Below are 18,792 nucleotides of genomic sequence, written 5' to 3'. Positions count from 1 at the left end.
TCTCTCGGGTGGAGACGATCTGATGAAAAGGGTTGTTCTGGCATCGGCCGCCATGGCGGGCGCGCTGATGATGATCCCGGCAACCGCCGACGCCCGTCCGGGCTTCGGCGGCTTCCACGGCGGTGGCTTCGGTGGCGGTTTCCGGGGCGGCGGTTTCGGGGGTGGCTTCCGCGGCGGTGGGTTCGGCGGTCCGCGCTTCGGCGGGGGCTTTGGCGGATTCCGGGGTGGCGGCTTCGGCGGTCCGCGCTTCGGCGGCGGGTTCGCCGGTCGGGGCGGGTTCTATCGCGGAGCCGGCTTCGGCGGCTGGCGCGGCGGTTACGGCGGCTGGCGCGGTGGCGGCTGGGGTTACCGGCGCGGCATCGGCTGGGGCGGTGTCGGGCTCGGTCTGGGACTCGGCCTCGCGGCGGGCAGCCTCTACGGCGCCTACGGCTATCCCTACGGCTACGGCGGATGGGGTGGTCCCTACGGTTACACGACGGTCGGTTACGACCCCTATTACAGCGCCGGCTGCTACACCGTTCCGCGCCTGACCTGGACACCCTACGGCTACCGCCGCGTCCTGGTCGAGCGCTGCTACTGATCGCGAGATCATCGGAGACGACGAAAGGGGCCGCTTGCGGCCCCTCTTCCGTTCGGGATCAGCGCCGCTTCGCCTCGTCCTGCCGCATCGGCATGGCGTCGATGGTCGAGAACAGGCGTTGCGGCGGGATCGGCTCCTCCGCGGTGAGCTTGGCACCGCCGTCCTTGCCGACGAGAACCGCCCGGAAGGCATCCCCCTGCAGCCCGAGATGGCGCCGCAGGGCCACCGCGTCCGCCCCCTGCCCCACCGCCTCGACCGTGACGAGATCACGCTCGGACGCCCCCACCCGCGCCGAGGCGAGCGCCTGCCGCTGTGCCGCGAGGCGGGGGTCGCCGGCATTTCCCGCGGCCAACACCAGCACTCGCGATTTCCAGCGGTAGCCCGCCAGAGGATCGCTCCCCGCCGCTCCGGCGGGGTCGCCCGTCACCATGGCCCCGACCATCAGGGTCGCGCTCAGAGCCGCCATCTTCCGGGCCATCGCCCACCTCCGCACATCGCTGCCGCGCATTGCCGGAACCAGCGCGCGACCCATCTGCCCGGTTCCGTCTCGAACAATGCCGGAGCGCTCCATGGCCCTCGTCAACCGTCGGATCGTGCTGGCCGCGCGCCCGCACGGCGAGCCGAAACCCGAACATTTCCGCCTCGAAGAGGGGCGCACCCCGGCCCCGAAGCCGGGCGAGGTTCTGCTGCGGACCCGCTGGCTCTCCCTCGATCCCTACATGCGCGGGCGGATGAGCGCGGCGAAATCCTATGCCAAGCCGGTCGAGATCGGCGAGACCATGGTCGGCCAGACGGTCAGCGAGGTGGTGGCCTCGGAGAACCCGGCCTTCGCCGTGGGGGATCTCGTGCTGGCCTATGCCGGCTGGCAGGATTTCGCGATCTCGGATGGGCGGGACCTCCGCCGCCTCGACCCTGCGGACGGACCGCCGAGCCAGTTCCTCGGCATCCTCGGCATGCCGGGCATGACCGCCTATTCCGGCCTCCTGGAAATCGGCCGGCCTCAAGCGGGCGAGACCGTCGTCGTGGCTGCGGCCGCCGGGCCGGTCGGCTCCCTCGTCGGCCAGATCGCCCGCATCAAGGGCGCGCGGGCCGTCGGCATCGCCGGGGGTGCAGAGAAATGCGCCTACCTGACCGAGACGCTCGGCTTCGACGCCGCGGTCGATCACCGTGCCGACGACTTCCCCGAGGCGCTGGCCCGCGCCTGCCCCGACGGGATCGACGTCTACTTCGAGAATGTTGGCGGCGCGGTGTTCGAGGCGGTGCTGCCGCTCCTCAACGACTTCGCGCGGGTCCCGGTCTGCGGGCTCGTCGCCGGCTACAATCTCAGCGAGCTGCCCCCTGGCCCCGACCGCTCGCCGGTGTTGATGCGCGCCATCCTCACCAAGCGGCTCACCCTGCGCGGCTTCATCGTCTGGGATTTCGCCTCGATGCAGGACGATTTCCTGCGCGACGTCGGCGGCTGGCTGCGGGCCGGCCGAGTCAAGGCGCGCGAGGACGTGGTCGAGGGTCTGGAGAACGCGCCCGTTGCCTTCGCCGGCATGCTGAGGGGTGCCAATTTCGGCAAGCTCGTGGTGAAGGTATCCTGACGCCGACCCTTCTCCGGCAGGCGAGACAGCGCTTGCTGGCTGCCTAGAACAGATATAGAACATTCACGACAAGCACGGCGCTCGGTGGTTAGCGGGCACAACGGCCGACGGCCGCTTGCCCGGCCGGGCGTCATGCTCAAGAGTCGCGCCCTTCGCGGGCGTATCGAACACATGCCCTGTGAGATCCGATCGGACGGAGAGATGAGATGGCGGGCAGCGTCAACAAGGTGATTCTCGTCGGCAATCTCGGGCGCGATCCCGAGACCCGACGCCTGGCCTCGGGCGACCCCGTGGTAAACCTGCGCATCGCGACGTCGGAGTCCTGGAAGGACAAGATGTCGGGCGAGCGCAAGGAAAAGACCGAGTGGCACTCGGTCGTGATCTACAACGAGAACCTCGCCCGCGTGGCCGAGCAGTACCTGCGCAAGGGCTCGAAGGTCTACATCGAGGGCCAGCTCCAGACCCGCAAATGGGCCGACCAGTCGGGCGTCGAGAAGTACACCACCGAGGTGGTGCTCCAGCGCTTCCGCGGCGAGATGACGATTCTCGACGGCCGCGGCGGCGGGGGCGGTGACTTCGCGGGCGAGGACGAGGGCGGCGGCCAGATCAGCCGCGGCGGCGACCGGGGTGGCGACAGAGGCGGTGATCGCAGCGGACGCGACGATTACGGTTCCGGCCGCTCCGGCGGCGACCGCCGGCCCTCCTCGGGCGGTGGAGGCGGCGGCGGCAAGCCGAACTACGACCTCGATGACGACATTCCCTTCTAGGATTTTTTGGGATCGAGGACGGCTCGTTGAAGGGACCGGCGCGGACAGCGCCGGTCCCTTTTTTCGTTTCGGGAAGCGGCCGATACCGGGATGAACGCAAGCCGAGACAGTAACTTGAGGGTCGCTGTCGCCGCATCGAGCCGGCTGACACCCAGCTTGCGGCCGAAAATGACTTGTTGTTCCCAACGGCCGGACCCGGTGGCGGCCTGGCATTCCTGCACCATAATGATTTGCGCGCCGCAACGGCGGAAGGAGCAGCCAGGGATCCATGCTGAGCACAGCGTCGAACGCGCCCGTCGTCGAGGAGCGCCCCCTGGAAAAGGCCCTGGGCCATCAGGTCCGCGTGCTGCGGCGCGAGCGCGACCTGTCGGTGGCCGATCTCGGCAGCGCCGCGGGCATCTCTCCGGGCATGATCTCGAAGATCGAGAACGGCGCGATCTCGCCCTCGCTGGCCTCGATCAACGCCATCGCCTCGGCGCTCAACGTGCCGATCACCGCCCTGTTCGCCGCCTTCGAGGAGACCCGCGACTGCAGCCACGTGAAGCGCGGCCAGGGCGTGCCGATCGAGCGGCGCGGCACCAAGGTCGGGCATCTCTACGAACTCTTGGGCGCCGGCATCCGCGGCGACGTCGTGGTGGAGCCCTACCTCATCACCCTGCAGGACGAGGCCGAGGCCTATACGAGCTTCCGCCACATCGGCACGGAGTTCATCTACATGCTGACCGGCGAGGTGATCTATCACCATTCGGGCCAGGACTATCACCTGGAGCCGGGCGACGCGCTGATGTTCGACTCGAACGGCCTGCACGGCCCGGCCAAACTTCTCAAGACGCCGATGACCTACCTCTCCGTCATCGTCTATCCGCGGTCTTGAAGGGGGGGGCCCACAGGCGTGGTAACGATCCGTTCACCATGACCTGCGAGGCATCGTGCGACGGGGCGGGAGAATGAAGCGATGACGGCGGGTCGGCAGCGGGTGCTCGGCAGCCTCCTCGCCCTTGCCAATCTCCTCGGGGCGCCCGCCCTCGCCGCCGACCTCCCGGTGTTCGAGCCCGGCCCTCCCGCCGTGCCATCGGCCCCGCGCTTCTTCCCCCGTGGCGACGGGGACGCCCTCATCGACGGGCCGCCTCGCCCCCTCCCCCGGCGTCTCGTCGGCTGCGCGCCGCGCGTCGCGCCGGTGCCGACCAACGCGCCGAGCGATCCGAGCTATGTCGGCTCGGAATACGGCCTGGGCAAACCGAGCTATTACGGCTTCCGCCCCGGCCTGGGCTACGACGATCCCTTCGACCGTCCCTTGCGCTACTGCCCCTGATCGGGCCGGAACGCTGGCGTCCCGCGGGCGCCGCGCTTACCTCTGCGGCGCGATCTTCCAATTCCGAGCCGCGCCATGTCCGACACGACCCTCCGCTTCGACTGCCTCGAACCCTTGCGGGAGCGGGTCGATGCCTGGCGCGCGGGTGGCGACAGGATCGTGCTGGTGCCGACCATGGGGGCCCTGCATACGGGCCATCTCGCTCTCGTGGCGCATGCCAAGGCGATCGGCCGGCGGGCCATCGTCAGCATCTTCGTGAACCCGACCCAGTTCGGTCCGAACGAGGATTTTTCGCGATATCCGCGCGACACCGAGACCGATGTGGCGCTGCTCGCGCAGGCCGGCGCCGACGCGGCGTGGCTCCCCTCCGTCGAGACCATGTACCCGACGGGTTTTTCCACTCGCATCGAGCCCGGCCCGGCAGCGGAGGGCCTGTGCGGCACGGTCCGGCCCGGCCACTTCTCCGGCGTGGCCACCGTCGTGACCAAGCTCATCAACCAAGTGCGGCCCGACATCGCCCTGTTCGGCGAGAAGGACTTCCAGCAATTGCAGGTGATCCGCTCGGTCGTCCGCGACCTCGACATGGCGGTGACCATCGAGGGGGTGCCAACCCTGCGCGAGGCGGACGGCCTCGCCCTCTCCTCCCGCAACCGCTATCTCGATCCGCGCGAGCGCGCGATCGCGCCGCGCCTGCACGCGGTGCTCGCCGAGATGGCCGAGCGCCTCGCCCGCGGCGCCGAGGCGGCTCCGCTGATCACCGAGGGTATCGTCGCTCTGGAGGCGGCGGGTTTCGGCCCCGTGCAGTATTTGGAAGTCCGCGACGCGCAGACGCTCGCCCCGGTCGCGCGGGCCGAACGCGCGGCGCGGGTGCTGGTGGCGGCCTATCTCGGCGCCACCCGGCTCATCGACAACGTGGCGGTGGTGCCGGCCTGAAGCGGAGGCCGTCCGATCGGAGCGGATTCGGCCTCGCCCGCCCCACACAGTGCTTGAGCGGCGCTAAAACGCCGCTTCCTCGAAGGCGATCGCGCAGGAATCGACCGAAGCTTGCAGGACCGGCACCGGCCGCTGTCCCGAGCCGCGGCTTCTCCGATGGCCGTACGGGCGGCGCACCGATGGGGAAACTCGTCAAATACGGTGAAAGTGGAACTCATCTGCTATCATGGCTATGAGAATAAATGCATCACCGAATCATAGGTCATGAACTGATTTTCCTTATTGCTGAGTTGTATTAATTCTAGAACTTAGTATTTGATTTTTGTTAATCGCGCGAAAATAACAGCCCTCGACCAACATAACGAGGGCCGGCCCAATGCGTCAAAACCGATTTATTGTGCAACACCGTCGCTCGGCCGCATCCTTACTTGTCCTTCTATCGACGACGAGCTTGATTGCGTTCCACGGCGCCGCGCGGGCCCAGGCCTGGAAGCCGGACGAATATACCCTCGAGGAACTCAGCGTGACGGGCGACGGCAGCGCTGCGGTCGGCTACCAGCCGCGGCGCAGCAGCTTCGGCACCGGCACCGACAGGCCCTTGCTCGACACGCCGGCCAACATCGCCGTCGTGCCCCAAGCCGTGCTGCGCGACCAGCGGGTGCTCAGCCTGGACGAGGCCCTTCGCAACGTCAGCGGCATCGCCCAGACCAACAGCCTCGGCGGCACGCAGGAAGGTGTGGTCCGGCGCGGCTTCGGCACGACGCGCGACAGCTCGATCCTGCGGGACGGGCGTCGCACGGTCCTCCAGCAGAATTTCAGCCACACCATCGAGCGCGTCGAAGTGCTCAAGGGCCCGGCCTCGCTCCTCTACGGCATCTCGGAGCCGGGCGGCCTGATCAATCTCGTCTCGAAGCGGCCACTCTTCACGCGGCAGAACAGCCTCGATGTCACCGTGACGAGCTTCGGCGGCGCGATCATCCAGCCGGATCTGACCGGCCCGATCGAGGGAACCAACCTCGCCTACCGGATTGTCGGCGACGTGCAGGACTACAATTACTGGCGTAACTTCGGCACGATCCAGCGCCAGGTCGTGGCCCCATCGCTGACATGGCGCGGCGACGACACCACCGTCACGGTCGGCTACGAGTTCGCGCACTACAATATCCCGTTCGACCGGGGTACGACCTTCGATCCCCGCACCGGCCGTCCCCTGCGCGTCCCGCGGGAACGGCGCTTCGACGAGGCCCTGAGCCGGGTCGAGGCGATGAGCCATCTCGGCAGCCTCGATATCGAGCACCGCTTCAACGACGACTGGACAATGCTGGCTGGCTTCACCGCCAGCAATCTCACCTACGACGACAACCAGATCCGTCCAGTCTCCTACAATGCGGCCACCGGCCTTCTCACCCGCCGGGCCGACGCGACCCGCGGCGCCGACTTCAATTCTCAGGTGGCCCGGATCGATCTCGTCGGCCGGTTCGAGGCGCTGAGCCTGCGCCACGACCTGCTGGTCGGGGCGATGCACGAGCGCGTCGATTACTACCGCCGGGAGAGCTACCGCGGCGCCAATCAGGGCGGCTTCAACGTCTTCGATCCGGTCTACGGTCGGATCGGGGCCTCGAACCGCCTGTCGCTTCCGGCGAGCAACAACCGCGACCGCCTCATCAACACGAGCCTCTACCTTCAGGACTCGATCCACCTGACCGAGCAACTCATCTTCGTGGCAGGCGCCAGCGCTCAGTTCTACGATCAACTGGCCTATGCCGGCGTTCCGGCCGTCACCTCGACGGATATCGACGGAATCAAACCGTTGCCGCGCGCGGGTCTCGTCTACAAGATCGCACCCCACCTCTCCGTCTATGGCAGCTACACCCAGTCGTTCCGCCCGAACGTGACCGATCTCGATCGCACCGGCACGCTGCTGCCCGAGGAGGGGGACGCCTACGAGGTCGGCGTCAAAGCGGAATTGGGGGCCGGCCTGCTCGTGACCGGCGCGGTGTTCGACACCGAGAAGACCAACGTGCTCGTCACGCAGGTCGTGAACGGCATCCGCACGGCGGCGACCGCCGGAAAGGCGCGCTCGCGCGGCTTCGAGCTCGACGTGGCGGGGCAGATCCTGCCGGATTGGTCGGTGATCGGGAGCTACGGCTTCACCGACGCCATCGTCACCGAGGATCCGACGCTCGCCGGAAACCGGTTGCTCAACACACCGCGGACGACCGCGTCTCTCTTCCTGACGCATCAGGCCGGACTCGTGGCTCCGGCCACGAACGTGGGATCGTTGAGCCTGGGCGACGGCTTCCTCGAACTGGGGTTCGGCTCACGCTATGTCGGCGAGCGGCCGGGGGATGCGGGCAACACCTTCACCCTGCCCGACTACGTCGTCTGCGACGCCTTCCTGAGCTACCGAACCAGCGTGAACGGCCTGCCCGCCGCGCTTCAGCTCAACCTCAAGAACGTGTTCGACGAGACCTATTACCCGTCCTCGGGGGCCAGCAACGTGCTGGTCGCGGTCGGCGAGCCGTTCCAGGCGCTGATGACGGCCCGGGTTTCCTGGTAAGATCCGGCTTCGGGGACGGCGCGGGAGGATCCGCGCCGTCCCCGCTGGGCGACCGAGCCGGGCGGGTCAGGCCGCCCGCAGCGGCCCCGTTTGCTCGTGGAAATCCGGGCCGTTGCTCGTCTTGGCCACGAAGCCCGCGCGGATCACGAAATCCCCGAAATGCTCGCCGGGCTGCCGGTCCTTGGCATAGGCGGCAAACAGCGGCTCCAGCGTGTCCTTGATCTCGCTCGCGAGCACGTCTTCGCGGTAGAGCTTGCTCAGACGGGAGCCGTCGAAGGCGGCGCCGAGATAGAGGTGGTAGCGCTCGGGGCCGCGGCCGACGAGGCCGATCTCCGAGATGAACGGCCGGGCGCAGCCGTTGGGGCAGCCGGTCGAGCGGATGGTGATCGGTTCGTCCTGCAGACCGTGGCGGGCGAGGCTCTCCTCCAACTCGGTCAGCAGGTCGGGCAGGTAGCGCTCGCTCTCGGCCAGCGCCAGCCCGCAGGTCGGCAGCGCGACGCAGGCCAGCGAGTTGCGGCGCAGCGCCGAGGCGCCCCGGGTCAGGCCGTACTCGTCGACCAGCGCGTCGATCTCGGCCTTCTTGCCCGCCGGCACGTTGGCGATGATGACGTTCTGGTTGCCGGTGAGGCGGAAATCGCCTTCGTGCACCTCAGCGATGCGGCGCAGGCCCGAGAGGAATTGCGGTCCGCCCTCGATGTCCTTGATCCGGCCCGACGGCACGTAGAGCGTTAGGTGGTGACGCCCGTCCTCGCCCTCGACCCAGCCGTAGCGGTCGCCGTTGTTGTCGAAGGTGAAGGGCTTGGGCTCCGCCAGCGGCTTGCCGAGGCGCTTGCTCACCTCGTTTCGGAACGCGTCGAGGCCGAAACGCTCGATCGTGTATTTGAGCCGGGCGTTCTTGCGGTTCTTGCGGTTGCCCCAGTCGCGCTGGACCGTCATCACGGCTTCCGCCGCCTTCAGGGCGTCCTCGGGCTTCACGAAACCGAGCACATCCGCCGTGCGTGGAAACGTGTCGGTCTCGCCGTGGGTCATGCCCATGCCGCCGCCGACGGTGACGTTCCAGCCCGTCACCCGGTTCTTCTTGTCGAGGATGGCGATGAAGCCGAGATCGTGGGCGAAGATATCGACCTCGTTCGAGGGCGGTACCGCGACCACGGTCTTGAACTTCCGCGGCAGGTAGGTCTTGCCGTAGATCGGCTCGACCTCTGCCGCGTCCTCGCCGCCGACCACGCGCTCGCCGTCGAGCCAGATCTCGCGCCACGCGCCGGTCTTCGGCAGCAGGGTGTCGGAGATGTCCTTGGCGAGTTGCAACGCGGCCTTGTGGGCTCCGGCCTGGGCGGGGTTGGTCGCCGCCATGACGTTGCGGTTGACGTCGCCGCAGGCGGCGATGGTGTCGAGCAGGGCCGCGTCGATCGCTGCCATGGTGCGCTTGAGGTTCGACTTGATCACGCCGTGATACTGGAACGTCTGGCGCGTGGTCGCGCGCAGCGCGCCGCCGGCATAGGTCGTGGCGATGTCGTCGAGGATCAGCCACTGCTTCGGCGTCACGACCCCGCCCGCGATGCGCAGGCGGATCATGAAGCTGTAGGCCTTCTCGAGCTTCTTCTTGGTGCGCTCCGCCCGGATGTCCCGGTCGTCCTGCATGTACATGCCGTGGAACTTGACGAGCTGGCCGTCATCCTCGGAAATCGCGCCGGTGGCGTGCTTCAGGAGCCCGTCGGCGAGGCCGCCGCGAAGATAGCCGCTGGCGATCTTGAGATGCTCGTTGTGGGCGAGGCCGGCGGCCTTCGCGGCTTCCGCGTCCGTGATCGGGCGTTCGGTCGGCGGCGCCTCGTAGCGACGCGCGCCGATGCCGGGTGTCTCGACGGCGGGGCCATCCGGGGTGTCGATCGGGGTGTGGTCGTCCATGGCGGTGATCCGTTTCGCACTCAGCCCTCCCCCCTCTGCGGGGGAGGGTGGCCCTCGCGTCAGCGAGGGTCGGGAGAGGGGAGCGCCCTGTACGGAAAAGTCTCGACAGCATGGGCCGCGCCATCTTCGGCGCCGTCGCGCTGCCCCTCTCCCGCCTCGTTGCGCTCGGCACCCTTCCCCCATTCAAATCGGGCTTGCCCGATTTGGGCAACCCTATTGCAGACCTTGGGCAAGCCCGAGATCTGTTGGGGGGAGGGTTAATGATCCTTCAGTAAACGTCTTGCTGGTAGCGCTTGGCCCGCTCCAGCGAGGCGACATGCGCTTCCGCATCCGAATGGCTCAGGCCCTTCACGCTCTCGAAGGCGCGCACCACGGCGGAGCGCACGTCCCGCGCCATGTTCTTGGCGTCGCCGCAGACGTAGAAGTGGGCGCCGCCATCGAGCCACGCCACCACCTCGGCGGCGTGCTGGTCGATCCGGTCCTGCACGTAGATCTTCTCCGGCTGGTCGCGGGAGAAGGCCACGTCGATCTTCGTCAGCGAGCCGTCCTCCAGCGCGTCCTGCCATTCGAGCTGGTACAGGAAGTCGTGGGTGAAGTGGCGGTCGCCGAAGAACAGCCACGAGCGGCCGGGCGCTTCCGTCGCGCGGCGCTCCTGCACGAAGGCGCGGAACGGCGCGACGCCGGTGCCGGGGCCGACCATGATGATGTCGGTGGCGCCGTCGGAGGGCAGGCGGAAATGCTTGTTGGGCTTCACCCGCACCCGCAACTTGGCGCCGTTCTTGATCCGGTCGGCCACGTGCACCGAGGCGACGCCGGAGCGGGCGCGGCCGTGGGTCTCGTAGCGCACGGCGGCGATAGTGAGATGCACCTCGTCGCCGACTTCCTTGCGTGAGGACGCGATGGAATAGGCCCGCGGCGGCAGCGGCCGGGTCACGGTGTTGAGGTGCTCGGCGGTCAGCGCGGCGGGAAAGCGCTCGATCAGGTCGATCAGGTGGCGCCCCTCGATCCAGGCCTTGACCTCGCCGCTCTCCACGAACTTTTGCGCGTCGGCGTGGCCCGTCGCCTTGGCGAAGCGCTCGACCGTGGTGGCCGAGAGCGTGGTGATGTCACGCTCCGCGAGCAGCGCCTTGCGAAGCCCCTCGTCGCCGGAGAGCCCCGTGGCGCGCAAGATCTCGTCCACGAGCTGCGGGTCGTTCTCCGGGAAGATCTCCAGCGAATCGCCGGGCTCGTAGGCCGGGGCGCCGTCCTCGAATTCGAGAGCGAGGTGGATCGTTTCCTTGTCCGAGCGCGAGGAGTTGAGGTTCACGTGATCGATCACCTCGACCACCGCCGGCTCGCGGCTGACCTCGCCGTCCTCGTCCTCGGCACCGGCGCGGAAATCGACGGCCACGACGTTGTCGGCCGCGCTCTCGGCCGGCGCCAGCGCCTTCAGCGCGCCCTTAATCCACTCGGCCGCCGGCTTGTCGAAATCGAGGTCGAGGTCGGCGCGGTCGTAGGCGCGCTTGGCGCCGAGCGCCTCGAAGCGCGCATCGAGCGCCTTTCCGATGGCGCAGAACTCCGCGTAGCTGGTGTCGCCGAGAGCCAGCACGCCGAATTGAACGCCCTCCAGCCGCGGCGCGGCCTCGCCCATCAAGTCGCCATAGGCCCGCACGGCGCGGGCCGGCGGCTCGCCCTCACCCCAGGTCGCGGCGATGGCGATGAGCTTGCCGGCCTTCGGCAGGGTGGCGAGATCGAGGTCGGCGAAATCAACGACCTTCGGCTTGAAGCCCTGCTTGCGCGCGAGCTTGCTCACGTCGCTCGCGAGCTTTTCCGAATTGCCCGACTCGGAGGCGAACAGGATCGTCAACGGCTCGGCCGCCTTCGGTGGCGAGGCCGGGGCGGCGACGGCCGCGGCCGGTTGGCCGGCGGCGGCGTCGAGCCCGGCGAGGAAGCCGGTCAGCCACGCGCGCTGGATCGGCGTCGCCGCGCCGAGCGCCGCGTCGAGATGAGCCCGTTCCTGGTCGCCGAAGGGGGCGGTGCGGGGGAGGAGTGCTTGCCTGGACATCGTGGGTGCCATGTCGTCCGCCGGAGCGCCGCTGTCAACGTCGAAACGTCCGTTTTAAAGAACGCCCTGCGGAGAGAAGAGATTGTTCGTTGCTGCGACGCAAAAAGGAAGATTATTCTCCGACCACCGCGAGTCGCGGCTCGGCGCGGCCTCGTGGAGGCGGCGCCGGCAGCGGCAGGGCCGTGGTCGACTTCACCTTCTCCATCGCGAAGCGTGAGGTCACGTTCTTGAGGGGGAGCGTCGCGATCAGGTTTTTATAGAACGTGTCGTAGGCGGCCATGTCGGCCACGACGACGCGCAGCATGTAATCGACGTCCCCGGCCATGCGGTAGAATTCGAGCACCTCCGGCATCGCCGAGATGCGGCCGGCGAACTGCTCCAGCCAGTCCTTAGAATGATCTGCCGTCTCGATGGAGACGAAGACGGTGAGCCCGAGACCGAGCTTCACGGGGTCAAGCACGGCGACGCGCCGGTCGATCACGCCGTCGGCCTCGAGGCGCTGGATCCGCTTCCAGCAGGGGGTCTGCGACAGCCCGACCTGCTCGCCGATGGCGGCGATGGAGAGCGTGGCGTCCTTCTGCAGGAGCGCGAGGATCTTCAGGTCGATGGAGTCCAAGGGGCCTCTCCGAAGCTCGTGGCGAGGGTCGTCTCTCAGAAACGCCCTGCCGGGTGCAGGGCCGATCGAGGCGCGCTGAGAAGATTATTTTCTATCAGGGGCAACGATCCGTCCTGAGGACCGTTGCCGGTTCATTCGCGCCGCAGCACAGGATTGCGTGTGCAGCGGCTGCGGCGCCTTGACAGCGTTCGTTATAGCGAACATTTCAGAGCTCCGACAAGCAGGCAATTCGATTTTACGCACATGACCGCTTCCCTCGTTCGGGCGGCCGGAGATCTCGCCAAGGAAATGGCGAGGCTGGACCTCCGGGGGCGCATCCGCCTCGTGGAGGACCGCATCCCGGGCCGTCTCGTCTTCACCACCAGCCTCGGCATCGAGGATCAGGCGCTCACGCACGCGCTCGCCCTGAACAAGGGCCGCACGGAGATCGTGACGCTCGATACCGGCCGGCTCTTCCCCGAGACTTACGACGTCTGGACCGAGACGGAGGCCGCCTACCGCATCCGCATCCGGGCCTACGCGCCGGAGCGAATCGCCGAGGAAGACTTCGTCGCGCGTGAGGGCATCAACGGCTTTCGCCACTCGGTCGCCGCGCGGCAGGCCTGCTGCGGCTTCCGCAAGGTCGAGCCGCTGGGCCGGGCGCTGGACGGCGCGGCGGCATGGTTCACCGGCCTGCGCGCCGGCCAATCCGCCAACCGGGCCGACACACCGCTGGCGGAAGCGGACGAGGGCCGCGGGCTGATCAAGGTCAACCCGCTCGCCGATTGGACGCGCGCCGACGTCGATGCCTTCGTTCGGGACAACTTCATCCCCTACAACACCCTGCATGACCGCGGCTTCCCGTCGATCGGCTGCGCCCCCTGCACCCGTGCCGTGAAGATCGGCGAGGACGAGCGGGCCGGCCGCTGGTGGTGGGAGCAGGAATCCAAGAAGGAATGCGGCCTGCATCTGCACAGGCCCGAAGGCGACGTGGCACCCGGTCAGGAAGCCGCCGCCTTCGAGGAGCCGGCCGGTGCCGCGACCGCACGCGAACACAGAAGGGAATTGGTCTGATGAGCGCCGCCGTCGCCGCGCCCGTGCGCACCCGCCTGACGCATCTTCAGCGTCTCGAGGCCGAGAGCATCCATATCTTCCGGGAGGCGGTCGCCGAGGCCGAGAACCCGGTGATGCTCTACTCGATCGGCAAGGACTCGTCCGTCCTGCTGCATCTGGCGCTGAAGGCCTTCGCGCCGGGGCGCCTGCCGTTCCCCTTGATGCACATCGACACCACCTGGAAGTTCCGCGAGATGATCGCCTTTCGCGATCGGCGCGCCAAGGAACTCGGCCTCGAACTGATCGTGCACACGAATCAGGACGGGCTCGCCAAGGGCATCGGCCCGGTCAGCCACGGCTCCGAGGTGCATACCGATGTGATGAAGACGCAGGCCCTGCGGCAGGCGCTCGACAAGTACAAGTACGACGTGGCCTTCGGCGGCGCTCGCCGCGACGAGGAGGCGAGCCGAGCCAAGGAGCGCATCGTCAGCTTGCGCAACGCGCAGCACCGCTGGGACCCGAAGCGCCAGCGCGCCGAGCCGTGGCACCTCTACAATTTCAAGAAGCGGCGCGGCGAGTCCTTCCGCGTGTTCCCGCTCTCGAATTGGACCGAGCTCGATATCTGGCTCTACATCGAGCAGGAAAACATTCCGATCGTGCCGCTCTACTTCGCCGCCGAGCGGCCAGTGGTTGAGCGCGACGGCCAACTCATCATGGTCGACGACGACCGCTTCCCGCTGGAGCCGGGCGAGACCCCGCAACAGCGGCAGGTCCGGTTCCGTACACTGGGCTGCTACCCGCTGACCGGCGCGGTCGAGAGCCCGGCCGCGACCCTGCCTGAGATCATCGGCGAGACGCTGGCCGCCCGCACCTCGGAGCGCCAGGGCCGGGTCATCGACAAGGACGGCGCCGGCGCCATGGAGCGCAAGAAGCAGGAGGGCTACTTCTGATGACGATCCATCAGTCTCCGGAAGCGTTCGGCTACGACGCCTTCCTGCACAAGCACCAGTCGAAGGAGGTGCTGCGCTTCATCACCTGCGGCTCGGTGGATGACGGTAAGTCGACCTTGATCGGACGGCTCCTACACGACACCAAGCAGATCTTCGACGATCAGGTGACGGCGCTGCAGCGCGATTCGCGCAAGCACGGCACGCAAGGCGGCGAGGTCGATCTCGCCCTGCTGGTCGACGGCCTCCAGGCCGAGCGCGAGCAGGGCATCACCATCGACGTCGCCTATCGCTTCTTCTCGACCGACCGACGCTCGTTCATCGTCGCCGACACGCCCGGCCACGAGCAGTACACCCGCAACATGGCCACCGGCGCCTCGACAGCGGATGTCGCCGTGATCTTGGTCGATGCCCGCCACGGGCTCACCCGCCAGACCCGGCGCCACGCGCTGCTGGTCTCGCTGCTCGGCATCCACCGGGTCGCGCTCGCCATCAACAAGATGGATCTCGTCGGCTGGTCGCAGGACAAGTTCGAGGCGATCCTCTCCGGCTTCCAGGCGTTCGCCGCGCCGCTGAACTTTTCCGAGGTGCGGGCGATCCCGCTCTCGGCCAAGAACGGCGACAACGTCGTCCTGCCGGGCACCGCAGCCACGTGGTACGATGGCGTTCCGCTGCTGCGCTACCTCGAAGAGGTGCCGGTGAAGTCGGAAGAAGGCGCCGCTGCGTTCCGCATGCCGGTGCAGTGGGTAAACCGCCCGAACTCGGATTTCCGCGGGTTTTCCGGCCTGATCGCCTCGGGCTCGGTGGCGCCGGGCGATGCCGTCACCGTCGCGCCGTCGGGAAAGACCTCGACGATCGCCCGCATCTTCACCGCCGACGGCGATCTGGAGCGAGCCAGCGAGGGCCAGTCGGTCACGCTGGTGCTGGCCGACGAGGTTGACGCCTCGCGCGGCGCAGTGATCGCGACCTCGGACGCGCTCCTGACGCTCACCGACAACCTCGACGTGCGCCTGTTCTGGGCCGCCGAGACCGATCTCGTTCCCGGCGCCAACCTGTGGGCGAAGGTCGGCACGCAGACGGTCAACGCGGTGGTGAAGGCGGTGCATCGCCGGATCGACCCAGAGACCGGACAGGCCGGCCCGGCGGACAAGCTCGCGGTCAACGATATCGGCGACGTGACCCTGACCCTCGATCGTCAGATCGCCGTCGATCCCTACGTCGAGAACCGCGACACCGGCAGCCTGATCCTGATCGACCGCGAGACCACGGATACGGCCGCCCTCGGCCTCGTCCAGACGGTCGTGGCCCCGGCGAAGGCGTCCGCACCGATCGCATCCCCGACGGCATCGCAGGAACCCGCACGCAGCGGCGGCCTCCTCGCCGGTATCAAGCGGCTGTTCGGCGGCTGAATGGAACACCCTGCCCTCCCCCCTCTGCGGGGAGGGTTTTTCTGGCGGCCTATCCGGCTACCCGCTAGAACCGTCCGATGACGCCCGCCCCCGATCCGGTCGCCGACGTGTACGAGGGCCGGGACGGCTGGCTGTTCCTGATCCGCGGCAACAACCGGGTGCTGCAGCAATATGGCCGGCCGGGCGTCTCGCGGGGAACGCTGTGGCGCTGGCGGCGGATCATCGAGACCCGCGTGCGGCGCTGCGCCGGGCTCGGCGCGAGCTACCTCCACGCGCTCGCTCCGGAAAAGCTCACCGTCTATCCCGAGTGGGCCGAGGGGCTCGCCTTCGACCCCGCCCGCGCCCCGGCGCTCCGTCTCGCCCGCTGGCTCACCGCCTCGCCGGGCGCCCGCGCCTGGGTCGATCTCACGGGAGCCTTCCGGGCGGCGCGGGACGGTCCGCCGCTCTATCTGCGCACCGACACCCACTGGACACATCAAGGCTGCGTGCTCGCCTACCGGACGATCCTGTCGCGGATGGGCGTGGCCGCGCGCGATGATTTCGAGGCGCGGCTTGAGCGCACCGCCCTCCCCTTCTCGGGCGATCTCGGCCGCAAGTTCGCGCCCCACCGCACGGAGCTTGCGGAGGGTAGCGCGTTCACAAGCGCGGCCCGGCGCGTCCACGCCAACGATCTCCTGCGGGAGATGGAGGCGCTCGGGCGCGGCGGTGACGCCCATCTCGGCACCCACGCCGTGTTCCGCAACGACGACCCGGCGGCCGATCCGCGCCGCCTCGTGATCTTCGGCGACTCTTATGCGCAGCACACCGCTCACAGCCCGATCGCGACGCTGACCGCACTCTTCGCCGATACGTTCCGCGAGGTGCATTTCCTGTGGTCGACCGGGATCGACTGGACTTACCTCGAAACGGTCCGACCCGATTTCGTCCTCGGCGAGATGGCCGAGCGCTTCGTGATCGACGTCCCGCCAGCGAACATCCGCATCGAGCGGCTCGCGGAACTCGCCCGCGAGCGCAAGCTGATGGGCGAGGTCACGGGAGCGGATTGGCCGTCACCCGCGCCGCCTCCGCCTGACGCGCCCGCATCCGCGCCTGAAGCCGCTGGCGCCGCGCCGCGATGACGGTGCCGTTGATCTCGCCGCCGAACAGGAACATCGCCGCGAGCCAGTAGAGGAACACGAGGAAGATCATCGCCGTGGCCAGACCCCCATAGGTGGAGGCGTAGGCGTTCGAGAACCGGTCGAGATAGTAGCCGAAGCCGAGGCCGGCGAGGAACCACAGGCCGAGCGTCACGGCGATGCCCGGAAGCACCGACAGAACCGGCCGGCGTCCGGCGGCCACGAATTTGTGGGCGATCACCAGCACCAGCGCGATCAGGAAAGCGGTGACGCCGATGCGGCCGATGGCAACCGTGAGTCCGAGCGGCTCGAGCCCCGGCGCCACGAAGACGAGTTGGCGCCAGATCAGCGGCCCGAGCACCACGAGGAGCGCGAAGGCCAGCATGGCGAAGGCGCCGCAGACGACGTAGCCGATCGATTCGAGCCGGGTGAGCCACCACGGCCGCATCTCGCGGATGCCATAGGCGCGGTTGAGCCCGACCCTGAGCGACTCGACGCCCGACGACGAGAAGTACAGCGCCAGCAGCGCGCCGAGCGTCAGCACCCCGCCGCGCTGCTCGGTGAGCAGACGGTGGACCTCGCCGACGATGGGCTTGGCCACCTCGCGCGGCACCGCGTCGAAGATCAGCGTGCCGGCCTCGTCCGCCAGCGACTTGGTGCCGATCAGGCCGGCGAGCGCCGCGAGCAGGATCAGGAACGGGAACAGCGAGGTCAGCATCGACAGCGCGATGTGACTGGCGATCGCCCAGCCGTCATGGGCGACGAAGCGCTGCGCGGCCAGCCCCGTCACGTCGAGGATCTTTTTGAGGCGGCTCAAGGGGCTGGACCGGCGTCTTTTGGCTGAGTCGAGTCGGGCCGCTCCATACGGGCCATCGGACGCGGCGCGTCAATGTCGGCCGATCTTGCTCGGCGATCCCACTCGGGCGGCCTCGGGTGCGGGCCGAGCATGGCCGCCCTCAGGTTTCCCCGATTGCGTTCAGATCCCCCACGTGCTGCCTGCCGGGCGCCATGTCGAGCGTTCTCTCCAGCCTGATCCCGGCCGCCTTCGTGCTGATCTGGGCGAGCGGCTTCGTCGCCGCGCGCTACGTGGCGCCTTATGCCGAGCCGCTGGCCTTCGTCGCCGTGCGGCTGGCCCTGGTCGCGCTCGTTCTGGCGGGAATCGCGCTGGCCTTGCGCGCGCGCTGGCCGAAAACGGCGGCCGGTTGGCGCGACGGCATGGTCGCGGGCGTGCTGATGCAGGGCATCTACGTGGCCGGCGTGTTCTGGTCGGTGCATCGTGGCCTGCCCGCCGGCATCGCGGCGCTGGTGGGCAGCCTCCAACCGCTCCTGACGGCGGCCGTGTCACAGCCGCTGCTGGGCGAACGCGTCGAGCCGCGGCGCTGGGCCGGCATCGGGCTCGGGTTTCTCGGGGCGGGGCTGGTGCTCGGGCCGAAGCTCGGTGCGGTCGATGCCGCCGGCATCCCCCCCCTCGCCCTCACCGTTTCGGTCGCCGCCATGCTGGCGATCACCGCCGGCACGCTGTGGCAGAAGCGCCAGGGCGCCGGTGCCGACCTCGTCTCCAATGCCTGCCTGCAATTCATCGGCGGCACCGCCTTCGCGGTCCCGCTCGCCCTCGTCGCCGGTGAGACCCATCTGAGCCCGAGCCTCCCGCTCGGCCTCGGCATGGCGTGGTCGGTCCTCGTCAATTCGGTCGGCGGCATCCTGCTTCTGCTGGCGCTGATCCGGCGCGGCGCGGTGGCCGGCGTCGCCTCGCTGCTCTTCCTCGTGCCGCCGGTCTCGGCGGTGATCGCCTACCTCTTGTTCGGCGAGACGCTGACCCCGGTGCAGATCGCCGGCATGACGGTGGCGGCCGCCGGAGTCGGCTTGGCGAGCAGACCTTAGACGCGCGCAACACGGTGAACCGTATGATGAATTCAGCCTAAAGACGGGGGATGCGGCGATGAGAAACCGCTATTGTGCCGGCGATCCGATCTATAAAGGAACCAT

The 18,792-nt window shown here is 68.4% G+C and carries 17 protein-coding genes; 12 read left to right on the top strand and 5 right to left on the bottom strand.

Annotation, left to right across the window (positions count from 1 at the left end; all coding sequences use genetic code 11):
• Positions 1-22: 22 nt before the first annotated feature.
• Positions 23-580: a hypothetical protein gene (locus LPC10_RS11375; RefSeq protein ID WP_231346761.1), complete on the top strand. Its 558-nt coding sequence runs from the start codon at positions 23-25 to the stop codon at positions 578-580.
• Positions 581-638: 58 nt separating this feature from the next.
• Here LPC10_RS11375 and LPC10_RS11370 read toward each other — a convergent pair whose 3' ends face one another.
• Positions 639-1,058 (bottom strand): DUF4174 domain-containing protein, encoded by a 420-nt coding sequence (locus LPC10_RS11370; RefSeq protein ID WP_231346760.1) that lies wholly within the window; start codon positions 1,056-1,058, stop codon positions 639-641.
• A 91-nt stretch (positions 1,059-1,149) separates the two neighbouring features.
• Between LPC10_RS11370 and LPC10_RS11365 the strand changes: the two genes are divergently transcribed.
• From LPC10_RS11365 to LPC10_RS11340, 6 genes are all read left to right on the top strand, one after another.
• The gene (locus tag LPC10_RS11365) at positions 1,150-2,166 is read left to right on the top strand and encodes an NADP-dependent oxidoreductase (protein WP_231346759.1); all 1,017 of its coding nucleotides are present in this window, start codon (positions 1,150-1,152) and stop codon (positions 2,164-2,166) included.
• 206 nt (positions 2,167-2,372) lie between these two features.
• A complete protein-coding gene (ssb, locus tag LPC10_RS11360) occupies positions 2,373-2,933 on the top strand; it encodes a single-stranded DNA-binding protein (RefSeq protein WP_231346758.1) in 561 nt (186 codons plus the stop codon).
• 268 nt (positions 2,934-3,201) lie between these two features.
• Positions 3,202-3,807, top strand: coding sequence for an XRE family transcriptional regulator (locus LPC10_RS11355; protein WP_231346757.1), 606 nt, complete (start codon positions 3,202-3,204; stop codon positions 3,805-3,807).
• Between the two features lie 81 nt (positions 3,808-3,888).
• Positions 3,889-4,245, top strand: a complete 357-nt coding sequence (locus LPC10_RS11350) for a hypothetical protein (protein WP_231346756.1) — start codon at positions 3,889-3,891, stop codon at positions 4,243-4,245.
• Between the two features lie 75 nt (positions 4,246-4,320).
• A complete protein-coding gene (gene panC, locus LPC10_RS11345; RefSeq protein WP_231346755.1) occupies positions 4,321-5,178 on the top strand; it encodes a pantoate--beta-alanine ligase in 858 nt (285 codons plus the stop codon).
• Between the two features lie 451 nt (positions 5,179-5,629).
• Positions 5,630-7,738, top strand: a complete 2,109-nt coding sequence (locus tag LPC10_RS11340) for a TonB-dependent siderophore receptor (protein WP_231346754.1) — start codon at positions 5,630-5,632, stop codon at positions 7,736-7,738.
• A gap of 66 nt (positions 7,739-7,804) precedes the next feature.
• On the opposite strand, the gene LPC10_RS11335 is transcribed toward LPC10_RS11340, so the two are convergent.
• From LPC10_RS11335 to LPC10_RS11325, 3 genes are all read right to left on the bottom strand, one after another.
• On the bottom strand, positions 7,805-9,643 hold the full coding sequence (locus LPC10_RS11335) for an NADPH-dependent assimilatory sulfite reductase hemoprotein subunit (protein ID WP_231346753.1): 1,839 nt from the start codon (positions 9,641-9,643) through the stop codon (positions 7,805-7,807).
• A 268-nt stretch (positions 9,644-9,911) separates the two neighbouring features.
• Positions 9,912-11,687, bottom strand: coding sequence for a sulfite reductase flavoprotein subunit alpha (locus tag LPC10_RS11330; protein ID WP_231346752.1), 1,776 nt, complete (start codon positions 11,685-11,687; stop codon positions 9,912-9,914).
• Between the two features lie 112 nt (positions 11,688-11,799).
• Positions 11,800-12,303: an Lrp/AsnC family transcriptional regulator gene (locus tag LPC10_RS11325; protein WP_133089335.1), complete on the bottom strand. Its 504-nt coding sequence runs from the start codon at positions 12,301-12,303 to the stop codon at positions 11,800-11,802.
• A gap of 243 nt (positions 12,304-12,546) precedes the next feature.
• On the opposite strand from LPC10_RS11325, the gene LPC10_RS11320 reads away from it, so the two are divergent.
• The 4 genes from LPC10_RS11320 to LPC10_RS11305 all read left to right on the top strand — a co-directional run bounded on the left by LPC10_RS11320 (position 12,547) and on the right by LPC10_RS11305 (position 16,809).
• Positions 12,547-13,356, top strand: a complete 810-nt coding sequence (locus LPC10_RS11320) for a phosphoadenylyl-sulfate reductase (protein WP_231346751.1) — start codon at positions 12,547-12,549, stop codon at positions 13,354-13,356.
• Positions 13,356-14,285, top strand: a complete 930-nt coding sequence (gene cysD, locus LPC10_RS11315) for a sulfate adenylyltransferase subunit CysD (RefSeq protein ID WP_231346750.1) — start codon at positions 13,356-13,358, stop codon at positions 14,283-14,285. The genes LPC10_RS11320 and cysD overlap by 1 nt, the downstream gene beginning before the upstream one ends.
• Complete coding sequence (cysN, locus tag LPC10_RS11310) at positions 14,285-15,691, top strand: sulfate adenylyltransferase subunit CysN (protein WP_231346749.1); 1,407 nt, start codon at positions 14,285-14,287, stop codon at positions 15,689-15,691. Before cysD ends, cysN begins: the two co-directional genes overlap by 1 nt.
• A 77-nt stretch (positions 15,692-15,768) precedes the next feature.
• Positions 15,769-16,809 carry a hypothetical protein gene (locus tag LPC10_RS11305; RefSeq protein ID WP_231346748.1) on the top strand — a complete coding sequence of 347 codons (1,041 nt, stop codon included), beginning with the start codon at positions 15,769-15,771 and terminating at the stop codon, positions 16,807-16,809.
• Here the strand turns inward: LPC10_RS11305 and LPC10_RS11300 are convergent.
• Positions 16,721-17,623 carry a YihY/virulence factor BrkB family protein gene (locus LPC10_RS11300; RefSeq protein ID WP_231346747.1) on the bottom strand — a complete coding sequence of 301 codons (903 nt, stop codon included), beginning with the start codon at positions 17,621-17,623 and terminating at the stop codon, positions 16,721-16,723. The two genes, LPC10_RS11305 and LPC10_RS11300, sit on opposite strands and share 89 nt — an antisense overlap.
• A 191-nt stretch (positions 17,624-17,814) precedes the next feature.
• Between LPC10_RS11300 and LPC10_RS11295 the strand changes: the two genes are divergently transcribed.
• Positions 17,815-18,687: a DMT family transporter gene (locus LPC10_RS11295; protein ID WP_231346746.1), complete on the top strand. Its 873-nt coding sequence runs from the start codon at positions 17,815-17,817 to the stop codon at positions 18,685-18,687.
• The last annotated feature ends 105 nt before the right edge of the window (positions 18,688-18,792 follow it).

This window comes from Methylorubrum sp. B1-46 (assembly GCF_021117295.1).
Classification (GTDB): Bacteria; Pseudomonadota; Alphaproteobacteria; order Rhizobiales; family Beijerinckiaceae; genus Methylobacterium.
The sequence above is the reverse complement of the archived record's forward strand: the minus strand, read 5'-3'. Positions and strand labels throughout refer to the sequence as shown.

Bases quoted from the DNA above. Each gene is read 5' to 3' on its own strand.
- LPC10_RS11375 (WP_231346761.1), top strand. From the start codon at position 23: ATGAAAAGGGTTGTTCTGGCATCGGCCGCCATGGCGGGCGCGCTGATG.
- LPC10_RS11370 (WP_231346760.1), bottom strand. From the start codon at position 1,058: ATGGCCCGGAAGATGGCGGCTCTGAGCGCGACCCTGATGGTCGGGGCC.
- LPC10_RS11365 (WP_231346759.1), top strand. From the start codon at position 1,150: ATGGCCCTCGTCAACCGTCGGATCGTGCTGGCCGCGCGCCCGCACGGC.
- ssb (WP_231346758.1), top strand. From the start codon at position 2,373: ATGGCGGGCAGCGTCAACAAGGTGATTCTCGTCGGCAATCTCGGGCGC.
- LPC10_RS11355 (WP_231346757.1), top strand. From the start codon at position 3,202: ATGCTGAGCACAGCGTCGAACGCGCCCGTCGTCGAGGAGCGCCCCCTG.
- LPC10_RS11350 (WP_231346756.1), top strand. From the start codon at position 3,889: ATGACGGCGGGTCGGCAGCGGGTGCTCGGCAGCCTCCTCGCCCTTGCC.
- panC (WP_231346755.1), top strand. From the start codon at position 4,321: ATGTCCGACACGACCCTCCGCTTCGACTGCCTCGAACCCTTGCGGGAG.
- LPC10_RS11335 (WP_231346753.1), bottom strand. From the start codon at position 9,643: ATGGACGACCACACCCCGATCGACACCCCGGATGGCCCCGCCGTCGAG.
- LPC10_RS11330 (WP_231346752.1), bottom strand. From the start codon at position 11,687: ATGTCCAGGCAAGCACTCCTCCCCCGCACCGCCCCCTTCGGCGACCAG.
- LPC10_RS11320 (WP_231346751.1), top strand. From the start codon at position 12,547: ATGACCGCTTCCCTCGTTCGGGCGGCCGGAGATCTCGCCAAGGAAATG.
- cysD (WP_231346750.1), top strand. From the start codon at position 13,356: ATGAGCGCCGCCGTCGCCGCGCCCGTGCGCACCCGCCTGACGCATCTT.
- cysN (WP_231346749.1), top strand. From the start codon at position 14,285: ATGACGATCCATCAGTCTCCGGAAGCGTTCGGCTACGACGCCTTCCTG.
- LPC10_RS11305 (WP_231346748.1), top strand. From the start codon at position 15,769: ATGACGCCCGCCCCCGATCCGGTCGCCGACGTGTACGAGGGCCGGGAC.
- LPC10_RS11295 (WP_231346746.1), top strand. From the start codon at position 17,815: ATGTCGAGCGTTCTCTCCAGCCTGATCCCGGCCGCCTTCGTGCTGATC.